Genomic DNA, 14,709 nt, shown 5'->3' on the forward strand with positions numbered 1-14,709 from the left:
ACACCCGCCGCCACGCCCTCGGCACCCGCACCCCACCACGAACCATCACGCACACCCTCCAGATCAGGATGTTGCGATGACCGGTTGAGACCGCCGTACTACCTCGGCGCGCTCGGAACTACCTCGGCGGTCGTCTCAGCGGCGGCGGGACCGGGTGACGGTGAACTTCGGGTTCTGCGCGATGTGCACGGTGGGCCCGACGGCGCGGGTGAGCGCGTCGCGGTAGTGCAGCGCCGTGTTGAAGACGCACCACAGCTCGCCACCCTGACGGAGCGCCAGGCCAGCCGCGCGGAACATCCGGTGGGCGGCGTCCGTGCGCACGGCCGTGCGGTCGTGGAACGGCGGGTTGAGCAGGATCAGGTCCACGCTCGCCGGTTCCAGGTCCTCGCCCGCGTCACCACGCAGCGCGACCACCCGCTCGCCGAGGCCGTTGGCCTGCGCCGTCGCCCGGGTCGACGCGACGGCCGCGGCGGAGCGGTCGGTGCCCACCACCCGCGCGTCGGGGTACCGGAGCGCGAGGACGGCGGCGAGCAGGCCGCTGCCGCTGCCCAGGTCGACGGCGTCGTGCACGCGGTCGGCGCCCGGCCACTTCTCCGCTGTCGTGAGCAGGAAGCGGGTGCCGAGGTCGAGCGAGGTCCCGGCGAACACCCCGCCGTGCGCGACGACGGCGACGTCCTCCGGTGAGGTCTCGCCCGACGGGGTCGCGGCTGCCAGCAGCTCCCGGTCGCGCAGCACGGCGCGTGCGGGGAACGACGGGGCGGCGTCGCGTGCCTCCGGCCGGACGCCCGTCGCGACGAGCACCCGGGACTTCTGCCGCGCCAGGGTGGCGCGGACGTCGGTGAACGACGCCGCCAGGACGTCGTTCATCGCGCGCGTCATGTGCTTGACGCGCCCGCCCGCCAGCACGACGACGTCGTCGGCGGCGTGCCGGGCGACCGCCTCCGCGATCTCCGTGAGCTCGGCGAGGGACGGCGGGAGCTGGAGCAGCACGAGCCGGGCGCCGCCCAGCAGGTGCTCGTCGACGCGGTCGCGCACGGTGATCTCCACGGATCGCCGGCTGCCCCGCACGACGTCGAGGAGCCCGGCGTCAGCCATGTTGTGCTCCACCGCGGCCTCGGTCGTGACGGTGTCCGTGCACGACCGGATGTCGGGGGCGCCCAGCGTCACCGCGCCGAGCGTGAGGGCGCCGAAGCGGTCCCCGATGACGGCGACGTCGCCGGGCCCGGCCGCGGCGAGCAAGGGTGCCGCCTCGTCGAGCAGCAGCCGGTCCGTGGCGTCGACGGCGACGGGCCCGTCGGCGCGCGAGCCGTCGTCGGGCCACGGGGTCAGGGCGTCGAGGACGGCGGTCAGCCGCGTGGCGGGATCGCCGCCGGCGGGGGAGTCGGGGGCGGTGGAGTCGGGCTCGGGGACGAGGTGCACCCGACCAGTGTCCCCGACCCGGGCGGAACCGCCCGACGGTGCTCGACCCGGCGCCCTACCCTGGCGCCATGAGCGATGACAGCGCCGCGCCTGAGCCGACGTCGACCGCGCGCGTGTCGATCACCTACTGCACGCAGTGCCGCTGGCTGATGCGCGCGGCGTGGGTGGCGCAGGAACTGCTCCAGACGTTCCGGACGCGGCTCGGCGAGGTCGCGCTGGTGCCGGGCACCGGCGGCGTCTTCCGGGTGGAGCTCGACCCGGGCGACGGCCGCCCCGCGGTGCTGCTGTGGGACCGCTCCGCCGAGGGCGGCTTCCCGGAGATCCCGCCGCTCAAGCGCGCCGTCCGCGACGCCGTCGCGCCCGACCTCGCGCTCGGGCACACGGACCGGGTGCAGCCACGGGCCTGAGCCGATCCGTTCGACAGCTCGTCGATCTCCTCGGCACGTCGGCCTGCCGAAGAGATCGACCGACTGCCGAATTGATCGGGAGCGGGCTCAGCGGGAGCGGCGGGCGGACTTCTCCGCCTTGCGCGCGGCCTCGGCCGCGACGCGGTCCTCCTCCTCGCGCACCCTGGCCGCCGTCGCACGCTCGTCGACGAGCCACGGGGGCGGGTCCTGGCGCAGCTCGTCGATCTGCTCGGTGGTCAGCGGCTCGGTCACGCCGCCGCGTGCGAGGCCGGCGATGGAGATGCCCAGGCGGCCGGCGACGACGGGACGAGGGTGCGGCCCGAGACGGCGCAGCTCCTCGAGCCACTGCGGCGGGTTCTTCTCGAGCTCCTCGAGCTCGGCGCGCGTGATGCCGTGCTCCTGGAACTCGGGCGGGGTGGCGGGCAGGTACACCCCGAGCTTCTTCGCCGCGTTCGTCGGCTTGAGGACCTGCTGGGAGAAGGGGGTTCCGGCCATGGCACCAGGGTAGTCGCGGCGGGCGGCGCGGCACGCCCACGTAGCCTGGTGCCGTGACCGACCAGCCGGGCGAGGCCCTCGACGACACGGTGGACGACACGGTGGACGACACGGTGGACGCCGCCCTCGACGACGTTCCCGCCGAGGAGCCCGACGACGGCCGCCCCACGTTCCGGCTCGGGTACGTGCCGGGCGCGACGCCCGGCCGCTGGGCACGCACGTGGCGCGACCGGCTCCCGGACGTGCGGCTCGACCTGGTCCAGGTGGCCGCCGTCGACGCGCCCGCCGCGCTGGCCGGGCGGCAGGTGGACGCCGCGCTGCTGCGCCTGCCCGTGGACGGCGACGTGCTGCACGCCATCCCGCTGTACACGGAGCTGCCCGTGGTCGCCGTCTCGCGCGACCACCTGCTGGCGGCGACCACCGAGGACGAGGTCGTCACCGCCGCCGACCTGGCCGACGACGTCGTGTGGCTGCCCGCGGACGACGTCCTCTACGCGGCGGGCGAGCCCGCGCCCGGGCGGGCGCCGGAGGCGTACGACGACGGCGCGGGCGGCGTCGTGGAGCCCGAGCGGCCCGCGACGGCCGCCGACGCGATCGCGCTGGTCGCGACCGGCGTCGGCGTCACGGTCGTGCCCATGTCCCTCGCGCGGCTGCACCACCGCAAGGACGTCACCTACCGCGTGCTCGACGGCGGGCCCGGCGCGCCGGTCGGGCTCGCGTGGCTGGTCGACGGGCTGCCCGACGACGTGCGTGAGCTGGTGGAGGAGATGATCGGCATCGTTCGCGGCCGCACCGTCAACAGCTCGCGGGGGAGGGCCGGTCGTGAGCGCGCCGAGGCCGCGGAGGCCCCCGCTGCCGGAGGCGCGCGGGGGGCGGCCGGTCCGCGCGGCGCGGGCCGCGACGCCGGGCGCGGATCCGGGCAGGCCGCCGCGCGTGGGGGCGCGCAGGCCGGGCCCCGGCGCGCGCGCGGCGGGGGCAAGCCCGGGCGGGGACGGCCGAAGGGCGGGCGCGGAAGGCGCTGAGCGCGAGGGAAGGAGGACCGGGGGAAGAAGTACGACGGGAAGAAGTACGACTCGTCCGAAATTTCGCTTTTCCCCCGGCACGTCCGACCCGCTAGCATTCCGGCGCGGCCGGAGGCCGCACCACCTGCTGATGCGGTCGATCCCGCCTGCCCCTTGGAGTGCTCGTGCGCACACCCGCCGTTCTCGGAGCCTCGCTCCTCCTCGTCGTCGGCCTCGCGGCCGGCCCCGCCTCCGCGCTGTCCACGGGCCACGGGGACCGAGGGGACTGGGAGGGGAGCGGTGACTCGCGCATCGGCGGTTCCTGGGACGGCGGCTCGGGCTGGGCCGACGGCGAGCGCTTCTCGTGGCCTGACGGCACCCGGTCCTGGGACGACAACGTCTGCCCGGACATGGACCAGCCGAAGACGGACGTCGACGGCGAGGAGCAGACGATCACGCTGGAGGCTCCGGAGGGTGAGCTGATCTCCGCGTACTGCGTGAAGGCGGGGTCGGCCAAGCAGGGCGAGGGCCCCAAGATCGTCGAGTTCGACGAGCCGGTCGCGGAGGTCACGATCGCGTACCCGACCGACGGCAAGTGCCGGGCGATCAGCCACTATGCGGTCGCGTATGTCGACGCGGAAGAGCCCGACGAGACCACCTCGAGCACCCCGCCGGCGGACGACGACACCCCGCCGGCGGACACCCCGCCGGCGGAGGACACGCCGGCGGACGACACCCCGCCGGCGGACGACACCCCGCCGGCCGACGACACCCCGCCGGCGGACGACACCCCGCCGGCCGACGACGAGAGCCCGGCACCGTCGGAGTCGCCGTCCACCCTCCCCACGGCGCCGACGGACGGCTCGACCCCCGGCATGGGTGGCGCGGACTACGTGGACGACGAGTCCGAGGTCGTCGAGATGGGCTCGCTGACGCTGGGCGGATCCTCCGGCCGCGTGAGCGCTGACCTCGAGGCCGCGGCGGCGCCGCAGTCGCTCCCGATGACGGGTGCGCAGGTGCTCGGCATCGTCATGGCCGCCGTCGCGCTGCTGGGCGCGGGCGTCGGCGCGCTGATCTGGACGCGCCAGCGCCGCGAGAGCTGACGACCCGACCGACCCCGCCGGCTCACCCGGCAGAACTTCCAGGGACCGCCGCCAGGGCGCGCACGGTGTCCACCGTGTCCGCCTCGGCGGCGGTCTTGTCGTCCCGGTAGCGCACGACGCGGGCGAACCGCAGCGCCATGCCGCCGGGGTAGCGGGTGGAGCGCTGCACGCCGTCGAAGGCGATCTCGACCACCTGCTCGGGGCGCACCTGCACGACGTACGACGACCCGTCGGCGGGCGACGTCGCCAGCTCGGTGAACCGCTCCGTCTGCCAGGCGAGCATCTGGTCGGTCATCCCCTTGAACGTCTTGCCGAGCATGACGAAGCCGCCGGTGGCGGGGTCGCGGGCGCCGAGGTGGATGTTGGACAGCCGGCCCTGCCGGCGGCCGGAGCCCCACTCGACGGCGAGCACGACGAGGTCGAGCGTGTGCCGGGGCTTGACCTTGACCCAGCCGGCGCCGCGGCGGCCGGCGGCGTAGGGCGCGTCGAGGGCCTTGAGCACCAGGCCCTCCTGCCCGGCGGCGACGGTGTCGGCAAAGAACCGCTCGACCTCGCCGACGTCGGCGGAGACCAGCCGCGGCACGACGACCTCGGGCGGGAGCACCCGGTCCAGCACCTCGATCCGCTCGGCGGCGGGCGCGTCGATGAGGTCGGTGCCGTCGTGGTGGAGCACGTCGAAGAACCGCACGCTGAGCGGCACGGCGGCGCTGCCCGCCTCGGCGTCGTGGCTGCCGGTGCGGGCGGCGGTCTCCTGGAAGGGCCGCGGTCGACCGGCGTCGTCGAGGGCGATCGCCTCGCCGTCGAGCACCACCGTGCGCACGTCCAGGGAGCGCGCGACGGCGACCACCTCGGGCAGCCGCTCCGTGACGTCGTCGAGCGACCGGGTGAACACCACGACCTCGTCGTCGTGGCGGTGCACCTGCACGCGGATGCCGTCGAGCTTGGTGTCGGCGGCGACGGCGGAGCCCTCGAACCGCTCCAGGGCGGCGGCGACGTCGGGCGCCGACGCCGCGAGCATGGGCCGCACCGGCCGGCCGGGCTCGAGCCGGAACGCCTCCAGGGCGGGAGCGCCGCCGTCGAGCGCCGCCCGCGCGATGGGGCCGGTGAGGGCGCTGGACATCGCCGCGCGACGCACGACCGGGAGCGGCACGTCGGCCGCCGCGGCGATCGCGTCGAGCAGCAGGGAGTCGAGTGCGCCCTGGCGCAGCTCGCCCAGGACGAGGCGCCGGACGAAGTCCTGCTCGTCCGCGGTGGCGCGTCCGAACAGCTCGTCGACGGCGGACCGGCGGGCGGCCTGGGAGCCGGCGCCCGCGAGCCGCTCGAGGCGGCCGAGGGCGTCGTCGACGTCGGCCGGCGTCAGAGACGGCTCGTCCGCAGGGGCCGGGAGGCTGCCGAGGGTGCGCCAGCCGAGCCCGGTGCGGCGCTGCCGCGGCCTGCCCGAGAGGAACGCCGCGACGACCTCCACCTCGTCGCCGGGCTCCGCGGCACGCAGCGCGTCCGCGAGCAGCTCCCGCTTGCGCAGCCGCGAGCGCGTCGCGGCGACGGCGGCGTGCGTGGTGACCAGCTCGGCGAGCAGCACCCGACGATCGTCGCACCAGCCTCCGACGCTGTCGCGGAGCCGTCGTGCCCGGCACCGGCCTGTTGCTGCGGGCGGAACCGCGTGCGCCCGCGCCGTCGGGCTGGGAGCGTGACGGCATGGCTGACAGGACGCTGGCGACGACGGACGGGCTGGGCACGGTCGCGGTGCTCTCGGACGTGCACGGCGTGCTGCCCGTGCTGGAGGCGGTACTGGCCGAGCCGGACGTGCGTGCGGCGGACGCCGTCGTGGTCATGGGGGACCATGCGGCCGGCCCGCAGCCGGTCGAGGTGCTCGACCGGCTGCGCGCGCTGGGCGACCGGGCCGTGCTGGTGCGCGGCAACGCGGACCGCGAGCTCGTCGCGCACGCCCGCGGAGGCTCGGGAGCCGTGCCCGACCCGGTCGTCCCGTGGGCGGCGGCGCAGCTGCGGCCCGCGGACGTCGAGCTCCTGGCCGGCCTGCCGCACCCCGTCGAGCTGCGCGTGCGCGGCTTCGGCCGGGTGGTGGCGTGCCACGGGACGCCGCGCGACGACGAGGAGGTCGTGCTCGTCGACTCCTCGCTCGAGCGGTGGGCCGACGTGCTGAGCGGCCTCGACGACGACGTGAGCACGGTGCTGTGCGGGCACACGAACATGCCGTTCGTGCGGCTGGTGGACCGGCGGCTCGTCGTCAACCCGGGCAGCGTCGGGATGCCGTACGGCCGTGCCGGTGGGTCGTGGGCGCTGCTGCGCGACGGCCAGGTCGAGCTGCGGCACACCGCCGTCGACGTGGACGCCGCGGTGGCGGCGGTGGTCGCCGGGTCGGCGTACCCCGACGCGGGGGCGTGGGCCGACGAGTACCTGCGGTCCGTCGCGAGCGACGCCGACGCGCTGCGTGTCTTCGGCCCCGGGACGGGCGCCCGTCCCGCGGGTGAGGATGCCGCTCAGGCGCGCAGCCGGCCCATCGCCCGGACGCCGAGGACGAGACCCAGGGCGGCCATGCCGACGGAGACCGCCAGCCCGAGCCCGATGCTCGGGTCGGTGAGGTCGCCGGCGAACAGGGCACGCTGGGCGTCCACGGTGTGCGCCATCGGGTTGACGCGCGACAGGGCGTACAGCCAGTCCGGGGCGAGGTGCATCGGCAGCAGCGCGCCCGACGTGACGATCAGCGGCGTGTAGACGAGCGTCACGACGCCCCAGAAGGCGTACGCGTTGCGCAGGCCGACGCCGGCCGCCAGCGACAGCAGCGCCAGCCCGGCGGCCAGCGCGGCGAGCTCGACGGCGGCCAGCAGCGCGCCGGCCGCGGGCACCCGGAGCCCCATCGGCGCCGTCACTGCGACGATGACCAGCGCCTGCACCAGCACGGTCGCCATGACGCGCAGCACCCGGCCGGTGAGGATCGCGGTGCGGTGCGTGGGCGTCACGAGCAGGCGCTCCAGGGAGCCCGCCGCCCGTTCCTCCTGGATCCCGGAGCCGATGAAGGCCGACGTGCTGAAGGTCATGATGACGAGCATCCCGGGCACGAACCACTGCATGGTGCTCCCGGACGCCCCCGCGGGCGCCGCGCCCACCGCGCCGGCCAGCGGGGCGAAGAGCAGCAGGAGCAGCAGCGGGTCGGCCAGGGACTCCACGTACGGCCAGGGGGTGCGCAGCTTCGCGCGGACGTCACGGTCGAAGAGGGTGGCGGTGTCGCTCAGGGCGGTCATAGGTCCTCCGTCGTGCGGTCGTGGTGGGCGGGGTGGAGGTCGCGGTCGTCAGGCTGCGGCGTCCTCGCGCAGCCGGCGCCCGGTGAGGGTGAGGAAGACGTCGTCGAGCGTCGGCCGCTGCACCCGGGTGCCGAGCATCCGCACGCCGGCCGCGTCCAGGGCCCGCACGACGTCGGGGGTCACGGTGTCGCCGGCCGCGATCCGGAATCGCACCACCCCGCCTTCGCGCTCGACGTCCTGGGCGCCCGGCAGGCGGGCCGCGACGCCGGAGGCGGTCGGCGCGTCCGCGGCGTCGGCGAGCTCCACGGTCACGAGGTCCCCGGAGACCTTGCCCTTGAGCTGGTCGGGCGTCCCGTCGGCGATGATCTCCCCGTGGTCGACGACGACGACCCGGTCGGCCGCCGTGTCCGCCTCGTCCAGGTAGTGCGTGGTGAGCACCACGGTGGTGCCCTGCTCGGCCCGCATCCGCGCGACGTGGGCCCACAGGTGCGCCCGGCTGTGGGGGTCGAGCCCGGACGACGGTTCGTCGAGGAACACCACCGGCGGGCGGTGGACGAGCCCCATCGCGAGGTCGAGGCGCCGCCGCTGGCCGCCGGAGAGGGTGGCGACGTCCCGGTCCGCGAGCCCGGTGAGCTCCAGCTCGGCGACCAGCTCCTCGCCGCGGCGGCGCGCGGCGCGCCGCGGCAGGCCGTAGAGGCGAGCCTGGGCGGTGAGCTCCTCGAGGACGCGCAGGCCGTCGAAGGAGCCGTTGCCCTGCCCGATGGAGCCGATGCGGCGCCGGACCGCGACCGGGTCGCGCGCGACGTCGTGCCCCGCCACCGTCGCGGTGCCGCGGGTGAGGGGGAGCAGCGTGGTGAGCATGCGCAAAGCGGTGCTCTTGCCGGCGCCGTTGGGGCCGAGCAGGGCGACGGCCTCGCCCTCGGCGACGTCGAGGTCGATCCCGCGGACAGCCTCGACCGTGCCGTGGTCGGTGCGGAACGTGCGGGTCAGGCTGCGGGTGCGGATCATCGTCGGTCCCCTCGTCATTCCATTACGTGGCGTAACGAAATTAAACTGTAGGGTGGGGCCATGTCAACGGTCTTCTCCGAGCCCGGTCCGCCCGAGCCGTCCGCGCGCGTCGGGCGGCCACGCGACACGGGGATCGACGACGCCGTGCTCGCCGAGACCCTCGCCGCGCTCGACGACGTCGGCTACGCCCGGCTCTCCCTCGGCGACGTGGCGCGGCGTGCGGGCACGTCGAAGCCGGCGCTCTACCGGCGCTGGCCCACGCGGCAGCGCCTGGCGCTCGCGGCGCTGGAGCGCCGGATCGGCCGCGTGTCGCCCCCCGACACCTCGTGCACGATGTGCGACCTCGCCGAGTGCCTCGGCCTCTTCGTCGCGGCGTTCGAGCAGCTCCCGCCCGGCGTGCTCGCGCCCCTCCTCGCGGACACGGCGGACGACCCCGACCTCCGCGCCGAGTTCATGGCGCGCCTCTTCGACCCGCCCCGGGAGGCGGTGCGCCGCACACTGTCCGGCGCGCGCGACCGCGGCGACCTGCGCGCCGACCTGGACCTCGACCTCGCCGTCGACCTGCTCGGGTCGTTCGTGCACTACCGGGCCCTCTTCGGGCACGCGACCACGACCCCCGCCGAGATCGAGTCCGTCGTCGAGACGCTGCTGCAGGGCGTCGCCGCCGACTACCCGGCGCTGTACCGCGAGGCCATGGGGCACGACGTCGACGCGGAGCCCCACGCCCTGCACCACGCGTGAGGGTGCATTCGACCCGGGAGCTCAGAGCTCCTCGTAGACCGCCGGGTCCTGGTCGGCGGTACGCCCGTCGGGGCGGCCGAGGCCGGTGATGCGGGCCATCTCGTCGTCGGTGAGCTCGAAGGAGAACAGGTCGAGGTTGTCGGCCTGCCGCTGGGGGCTCGACGCCTTGGGGATCGGGACGACGCCGAGCTGCACGTGCCAGCGCAGGATGGCGCGCACGGGCGAGACGCCGTGGGCCGCGGCGACCTCCGCGATCACCGGGTCCTCGAGCATGTCGCTCGCGCGGCCCAGGGGGCTCCACGCCTCGGTGACGATGCCGCGCTCGGCGTCGGCGGCGCGCTGGGCGGCCTGCGGGAAGTACGGGTGCAGCTCGACCTGGTTCACGACCGGGGTCACGCCGGTGGCCTCGATGACGGCGTCGAGGTGCTCGGGCAGGAAGTTCGACACGCCGACGTGCCGGATCAGGCCGCGCTCGCGGCAGTCGACCAGCGCCTGGTACGCCTCGACGTACTTCCCGATCCGCGGGTTGGGCCAGTGGACGAGGTACAGGTCGAGGTGGTCCAGGCCGCTGCGGTACACCGACTCCTCGACCGTGGCCACGGCGTCGTCGTAGGCCTGGCGGCGGCCGGGCAGCTTGGACGTGATCAGCAGCTGATCGCGCGGCACGGACGACGCGCGGACGGCGCGACCGACGGTGCCCTCGTTCTCGTAGCTGAACGCCGAGTCGATCAGCCGGTAGCCGGCGTCGATGGCGCGGGCGATCGCGTCCGCGCCCCCGGAGCCCTTGAGCTTGTACGTGCCGAAGCCGACGGCCGGGATCGCGGTGCCGTCGGCGGCGGTGCGGGTGGGGACGTCGGGCGTGGCGGGCTGTTCGCTCATGCCTTCATTCCACACCCGATGTCGGAGTGCCGTCTCCCAGGCCGAAGTCGTTGAGATTCTCAACGAAAAATCGTTGAACTTCTCAACGATCGGTTCTACGGTGGCGAGGCGGGCGCAACGGCGCGGCCGCCTCGCACCGTTCGGCGAGGGTCAGCGGACGGGACCGGAGGGCATCGAGATGAGCACGAGCGCGGTTCCCCACCCCAGCACCAGGCCCGGCCCCCAGCGACGTCGGGGAACCCGGGGGCCGCGGCTCGCCCTCGCGGGCGTCGCGGCTGCCGCCCTCCTCCTCGCCGGGACGGCGCCGGCCGTGGCGGGGCAGCACCGGGACGACGGGCGCCCACCCCACCTCACCGCTGCGACCCCGGGGCCGCTGCTCGAGTGCGCGTCCCTGGCAGGCTTCGGCTTCGACGACACGGTCGTCACGGGGGCGGCCCTCGTGCCGGCCGGCGCGCTCAGCCACGGCGGCGAGCCGATCGGCGCGCACTGCCTCGTCACCGGTCGCATGAACGAGCGGGTGAGCGACGTCGACGGCAACTCCTACGCCATCGGCTTCGAGATGCGCCTGCCGACGGAGTGGAGCGGGCGGTACCTCTATCAGGCCAACGGCGGGATCGACGGCACCGTGGTCACGGCGACAGGAGCCGTCGGCGGCGGGGAGAGCGGGCTGCAGCAGGGGATGGCGGTGCTCAGCTCGGACGCCGGGCACGCCGCGAACCAGAACCCGCTGTTCGGCCTCGACCCGCAGGCCCGGCTCGACTACGGCTACCAGGCCGTGGGGACCCTGACGCCGATGGCGAAGGCCCTCGTCGAGGCCGCGTACGGCCGAGGCCCCGACCGCTCGTACATGACCGGCGGCTCCAACGGCGGCCGGCACACCATGGTCGGGGCGGCCCGCTACGCCGACGACTACGACGGCTTCCTCGCGATCGCGCCCGGCTTCAACCTGCCGCAGGCCGCGGTCGCGCAGATCTGGGGCGCCCAGCAGTACGCCACCGTCGCCACGACCGCCGCGGACCTCGCGACGGCGTTCACCCCCGCCGAACGTGAGGTCGTCGCCGGCGCGATCCTGCGGCGGTGCGACCGCCTCGACGGGCTCACGGACGGGATGGTGCAGGCGAGCGACGCCTGCCAGCGCGCGTTCTCGGTCGACCGTCACGTCCCGACGTGCGTCGGCGGAGACCGTGACGGCACCTGCCTCACCACCGCGCAGAAGGCGGTGGTGAGGGCGGTCTTCGCGGGGGCCAGGACGAGCGGCGGCGAGGAGGTCTACAGCTCCTTCCCGTACGACCCCGGCCTGACCCAGCCCGGCTGGGCGGGCTGGGAGTTCGGCGCCTCGGTCACGCTCGACCCGGGAGCGCTCGGGTTCGTGTTCTCCACCCCGCCGGCCGACCCTGGCGTCCTGGCCGACCTGCGCGGCTACGCGCTCGGGCTCGACGTCGACGCGGCGGCCGAGGCGATCTACCGCGCCGGGGGTCGCTACACCGAGAGCGCGATGGCGTTCATGACCCCGCCGGACCCGACGGACCTCGGGACGTTGCGCGACCGCGGCGGCAAGCTGATGGTCATCCACGGTGCCGCCGACGCGGTCTTCTCCGCGGACGACACGGCCGACTGGTACGACGCCCTCGACCGAGCCGAGCGCGGGCACGCCGAACGGTTCGCGCGCTACTTCGAGGTGCCCGGGATGGGCCATGTGAGCGGCGGACCGGCCACCGACCGCTACGCCGCCCTCGCGGCGCTCGTCGACTGGGTCGAGCGCGGCGTCGCGCCGTCGTCGCTCGTCGCCTCCGTGAACCCGGCGAACCCCGTCCTGCCCGCGGACTGGTCCGCGGGGCGCAGCAGGCCCCTGTGCGTCTACCCGGCCGTCGCGCGGTACCGGCACGGAGACCCCGAGCTCGCGTCGAGCTTCGTGTGCGCCGGGGGACACGGTCGGGGTGGGCACTGAGCTGCCGTCTGCCCGCGCCATCGCCCTAGGGTGGCGTCGTGATCACCGTGCCGTCGTCGTTCCGCGCGATGCCGCGCTGGTGGCACGACGCCGCCGGGCGTGACTGGCTCGACGACCTGCCCGTGCGGGTGGCCGCGCGGTGCTCGGCCTGGGGCCTCGCCGTCGACGGCGAGCCCGCGCACGGCTCGAACGCCCTAATCGTGCCCGTGCGCCGCGGGGACGAGCGGCTGGCGCTGCGCCTCGCCCCGCCCGGCGACGACGTCGCGGAGGGGGTGCGCGCGCTGCGGGTGTGGGCCGGGCGCGGCACGGTGCTGCTCGTCGACGACGACGAGGCGGACGGGGCCATGCTGCTCGAGCGTCTCGACGGCGCCCGGTCGCTGGCGGACGAGCCGCTGGACGCCGCGATCGAGGTGCTCGCCGGTCTCACGGGCACCCTCGCCGTGCCCGCGCCCGAGGACGCGCCGACGACGGCGGGGATCGCGGCCGGGCTGGCGGAGTCGTTCCCGCGCGAGTGGGCCACGCTCGGCGAGCCGGTCCCGGCGCAGCACGTCGAGGTCGCGACCGCGCTGGCCGCCGAGCGTGCGGCCGCGCCGACGTCGTCCCTCGCCGTCGACGGCGACCTGCACCACGCGCAGGTGCTGGCCGGCACGCGCGCACCGTGGCTCGTCGTCGACCCCGTGCTGTGGCGCGGCGACCGGGAGGCCGACCTCGCGCGCGTGCTGTGGACGCGCCTCGACGAGCTGCCCACCGAGGCCGCCGTCGTCGGCGCGTTCGACCGGTTCGTACGCGTCGCCGACGTGCCGCGCGACCGGGCACGCGCCTGGGTGGTGCTGCGCGCGACGTCGTACCTGCTGTGGGGGCTGGCGCACGGCCTCACTGAGGATCCCGTGCGCTGCCGGCGGCTGCTCGACGTGTTCGCCTGACACGCGCACGGCCCGCCCCCCGGAGCGGGGACGGGCCGCGCGCGGTGCGTGCGTCAGGCGGCGTCGGGGTACGGGACGCCCGTCGTCGCGTGGCAGCGGTAGCCGTGCGGGTTCTTGTCGAGGTACTCCTGGTGGTAGTCCTCGGCGTAGTAGAACGGCCCCGCCTCGACGGCCGGTCGCAGCTCGGTGGTGATCGGGTCGTAGCCCTTCGCCGCGAGCACCTCGGAGTACCGCTCCGCCGTCTCGCGCACCGCCTGCTCCTGCTCCCCGGTGGTCCAGTAGACCGCCGAGCGGTACTGCGTGCCGACGTCGTTGCCCTGCCGGAAGCCCTGCGTCGGGTCGTGCCGCTCCCAGAAGATCTTGAGCAGCTCGGCCTCGGAGACCTGCGCCGGGTCGTACGCCACCAGGGTGGTCTCGGTGTGCCCCGTGCGGGCCGTGCACACCTCCTCGTAGGTCGGGTTCGGCGTCGTGCCGCCCATGTAGCCGACGGCCGTGCTCACGACGCCCGGCACCTGCCAGAAGATCTCCTCGGCGCCCCAGAAACAGCCCATCGCCAGGTACAGCACCCGTGTGCCCTCGGGCCACGGGCCCGTGAGCGACGTGCCGAGCACCGTGTGCGGGCGGGCGGCGGGCAGGACGGGCGACTCGCGCCCGGGCAGCGCGTCCTCCGGCGCCACCATCGTGGTCCTGCCGGAGCGGCCGAGCAGCTGGTCGAAGATCGAGTTCATCGGGTTACCTCCTTGAGAGGGACGCGGTGGTCCCGTAGTGCGCAACGACATCGCCCGCCGGGGTGTTCCATGCTCGAAGGCGGGCCGGGCGCTACGGTCCCGTCATGGCCGACGACCGCCCCGACCTGCCCGACCAGCTCCTGCTGCCCGACCCGGCGGGGTGGCGGGCCTGGCTCGACGAGCACGAGGACACCACCCCTGACGGCGCGTGGCTGGTGCTCGCCAAGAAGGGTCGCCCGTCGCCGACGACGCTGACGCACGCGACGGCGCTCGAGGAGGCGCTGTGCAGCGGGTGGATCGACGCGCAGATGCGCAGCCTGGGCGCCGACACGATGCTGCAGCGGTTCTGCCCGCGCCGGCCGCGCAGCCGCTGGTCGGTGCGCAACCAGGAGATCGTGGCGCGGCTGACCGACGAGGGTCGGATGCGGCCGCGCGGGCAGGCGGAGATCGACGCGGCGAAGGCGGACGGGCGCTGGGAGGCGGCGTACCACGGCTCCGCGCGGGCCCAGGTGCCGCCCGACCTGGCGGCGGCGCTCGCGGCCAGCCCGGCGGCGTCGGCGATGTTCGAGACCCTCACGGCCCAGAACCGGTACGCGATCCTGCACCGCCTGGGTGCCCTCAAGACGGCCGAGGCGCGCGAGCGCAACGTGGCGAAGTACGTCGCGATGCTGGAGCGGGGCGAGACCGTCCACCCGCAGAAGCGGCGTCCGACGGACTGACGCCCGCGACCGACCTGTGGACAGGCCGTGAAGATCCCGGTCGGCGGCAGGGCGCCACGCCGGCGCACGGGCGTGGCC

General features: G+C 75.4%; 14 protein-coding genes and 1 pseudogene. 8 read left to right on the plus strand and 7 right to left on the minus strand.

Annotated elements, in window-relative coordinates:
• Positions 1 to 135: 135 nt before the first annotated feature.
• On the minus strand, positions 136 to 1,419 hold the full coding sequence (locus tag ABZ493_RS12595; protein ID WP_430582509.1) for a methyltransferase: 1,284 nt from the start codon (positions 1,417 to 1,419) through the stop codon (positions 136 to 138).
• 68 nt (positions 1,420 to 1,487) lie between these two features.
• On the opposite strand from ABZ493_RS12595, the gene ABZ493_RS12600 reads away from it, so the two are divergent.
• Positions 1,488 to 1,826: a SelT/SelW/SelH family protein gene (locus tag ABZ493_RS12600; RefSeq protein WP_430582510.1), complete on the plus strand. Its 339-nt coding sequence runs from the start codon at positions 1,488 to 1,490 to the stop codon at positions 1,824 to 1,826.
• An 87-nt stretch (positions 1,827 to 1,913) separates the two neighbouring features.
• On the opposite strand, the gene ABZ493_RS12605 is transcribed toward ABZ493_RS12600, so the two are convergent.
• Complete coding sequence (locus ABZ493_RS12605) at positions 1,914 to 2,321, minus strand: DUF5997 family protein (protein WP_430582511.1); 408 nt, start codon at positions 2,319 to 2,321, stop codon at positions 1,914 to 1,916.
• A gap of 53 nt (positions 2,322 to 2,374) precedes the next feature.
• Here ABZ493_RS12605 and ABZ493_RS12610 point away from each other — a divergent pair, with 53 nt between their 5' ends.
• Together ABZ493_RS12610 and ABZ493_RS12615 are read left to right on the plus strand one after the other, a co-directional pair.
• The gene (locus ABZ493_RS12610) at positions 2,375 to 3,343 is read left to right on the plus strand and encodes a LysR substrate-binding domain-containing protein (protein ID WP_430582512.1); all 969 of its coding nucleotides are present in this window, start codon (positions 2,375 to 2,377) and stop codon (positions 3,341 to 3,343) included.
• Between the two features lie 164 nt (positions 3,344 to 3,507).
• Positions 3,508 to 4,425 (plus strand): hypothetical protein, encoded by a 918-nt coding sequence (locus ABZ493_RS12615; protein WP_430582513.1) that lies wholly within the window; start codon positions 3,508 to 3,510, stop codon positions 4,423 to 4,425.
• Positions 4,426 to 4,447: 22 nt separating this feature from the next.
• Here the strand turns inward: ABZ493_RS12615 and ABZ493_RS12620 are convergent, their stop codons facing one another.
• The gene (locus ABZ493_RS12620; RefSeq protein ID WP_430582514.1) at positions 4,448 to 6,004 is read right to left on the minus strand and encodes an ATP-dependent DNA ligase; all 1,557 of its coding nucleotides are present in this window, start codon (positions 6,002 to 6,004) and stop codon (positions 4,448 to 4,450) included.
• Positions 6,005 to 6,120: 116 nt separating this feature from the next.
• On the opposite strand from ABZ493_RS12620, the pseudogene ABZ493_RS12625 reads away from it, so the two are divergent.
• Positions 6,121 to 6,717, plus strand: a pseudogene (locus ABZ493_RS12625) (metallophosphoesterase family protein); the annotation flags it as partial.
• A gap of 206 nt (positions 6,718 to 6,923) precedes the next feature.
• Here ABZ493_RS12625 and ABZ493_RS12630 read toward each other — a convergent pair.
• Both ABZ493_RS12630 and ABZ493_RS12635 read right to left on the minus strand, forming a co-directional pair.
• A complete protein-coding gene (locus ABZ493_RS12630; RefSeq protein WP_430582515.1) occupies positions 6,924 to 7,685 on the minus strand; it encodes an ABC transporter permease in 762 nt (253 codons plus the stop codon).
• A 48-nt stretch (positions 7,686 to 7,733) separates the two neighbouring features.
• A complete protein-coding gene (locus ABZ493_RS12635; protein ID WP_430582516.1) occupies positions 7,734 to 8,693 on the minus strand; it encodes an ATP-binding cassette domain-containing protein in 960 nt (319 codons plus the stop codon).
• 60 nt (positions 8,694 to 8,753) lie between these two features.
• On the opposite strand from ABZ493_RS12635, the gene ABZ493_RS12640 reads away from it, so the two are divergent.
• Positions 8,754 to 9,434 carry a TetR/AcrR family transcriptional regulator gene (locus ABZ493_RS12640; RefSeq protein WP_430582517.1) on the plus strand — a complete coding sequence of 227 codons (681 nt, stop codon included), beginning with the start codon at positions 8,754 to 8,756 and terminating at the stop codon, positions 9,432 to 9,434.
• A 21-nt stretch (positions 9,435 to 9,455) separates the two neighbouring features.
• On the opposite strand, the gene ABZ493_RS12645 is transcribed toward ABZ493_RS12640, so the two are convergent.
• Positions 9,456 to 10,313 carry an aldo/keto reductase gene (locus ABZ493_RS12645; protein ID WP_430582518.1) on the minus strand — a complete coding sequence of 286 codons (858 nt, stop codon included), beginning with the start codon at positions 10,311 to 10,313 and terminating at the stop codon, positions 9,456 to 9,458.
• 178 nt (positions 10,314 to 10,491) lie between these two features.
• On the opposite strand from ABZ493_RS12645, the gene ABZ493_RS12650 reads away from it, so the two are divergent.
• Together ABZ493_RS12650 and ABZ493_RS12655 are read left to right on the plus strand one after the other, a co-directional pair.
• On the plus strand, positions 10,492 to 12,261 hold the full coding sequence (locus tag ABZ493_RS12650) for a tannase/feruloyl esterase family alpha/beta hydrolase (protein ID WP_430582519.1): 1,770 nt from the start codon (positions 10,492 to 10,494) through the stop codon (positions 12,259 to 12,261).
• Between the two features lie 38 nt (positions 12,262 to 12,299).
• On the plus strand, positions 12,300 to 13,184 hold the full coding sequence (locus ABZ493_RS12655) for an aminoglycoside phosphotransferase family protein (protein ID WP_430582520.1): 885 nt from the start codon (positions 12,300 to 12,302) through the stop codon (positions 13,182 to 13,184).
• A gap of 53 nt (positions 13,185 to 13,237) precedes the next feature.
• Here the strand turns inward: ABZ493_RS12655 and msrA are convergent, their stop codons facing one another.
• The gene (msrA, locus tag ABZ493_RS12660) at positions 13,238 to 13,912 is read right to left on the minus strand and encodes a peptide-methionine (S)-S-oxide reductase MsrA (protein ID WP_430582521.1); all 675 of its coding nucleotides are present in this window, start codon (positions 13,910 to 13,912) and stop codon (positions 13,238 to 13,240) included.
• Between the two features lie 104 nt (positions 13,913 to 14,016).
• Between msrA and ABZ493_RS12665 the strand changes: the two genes are divergently transcribed.
• Positions 14,017 to 14,631 carry a YdeI/OmpD-associated family protein gene (locus ABZ493_RS12665; protein WP_430582522.1) on the plus strand — a complete coding sequence of 205 codons (615 nt, stop codon included), beginning with the start codon at positions 14,017 to 14,019 and terminating at the stop codon, positions 14,629 to 14,631.
• Positions 14,632 to 14,709 lie beyond the last annotated feature (78 nt).

Source organism: Isoptericola sp. NPDC019482, assembly GCF_040632295.1.
Lineage (GTDB): Bacteria > Actinomycetota > Actinomycetes > Actinomycetales > Cellulomonadaceae > Isoptericola.

Bases quoted from the DNA above. Each gene is read 5' to 3' on its own strand.
- ABZ493_RS12605 (WP_430582511.1), bottom strand. From the start codon at position 2,321: ATGGCCGGAACCCCCTTCTCCCAGCAGGTCCTCAAGCCGACGAACGCG.
- msrA (WP_430582521.1), bottom strand. From the start codon at position 13,912: ATGAACTCGATCTTCGACCAGCTGCTCGGCCGCTCCGGCAGGACCACG.
- ABZ493_RS12640 (WP_430582517.1), top strand. From the start codon at position 8,754: ATGTCAACGGTCTTCTCCGAGCCCGGTCCGCCCGAGCCGTCCGCGCGC.
- ABZ493_RS12665 (WP_430582522.1), top strand. From the start codon at position 14,017: ATGGCCGACGACCGCCCCGACCTGCCCGACCAGCTCCTGCTGCCCGAC.
- ABZ493_RS12650 (WP_430582519.1), top strand. From the start codon at position 10,492: ATGAGCACGAGCGCGGTTCCCCACCCCAGCACCAGGCCCGGCCCCCAG.
- ABZ493_RS12630 (WP_430582515.1), bottom strand. From the start codon at position 7,685: ATGACCGCCCTGAGCGACACCGCCACCCTCTTCGACCGTGACGTCCGC.
- ABZ493_RS12600 (WP_430582510.1), top strand. From the start codon at position 1,488: ATGAGCGATGACAGCGCCGCGCCTGAGCCGACGTCGACCGCGCGCGTG.
- ABZ493_RS12635 (WP_430582516.1), bottom strand. From the start codon at position 8,693: ATGATCCGCACCCGCAGCCTGACCCGCACGTTCCGCACCGACCACGGC.
- ABZ493_RS12645 (WP_430582518.1), bottom strand. From the start codon at position 10,313: ATGAGCGAACAGCCCGCCACGCCCGACGTCCCCACCCGCACCGCCGCC.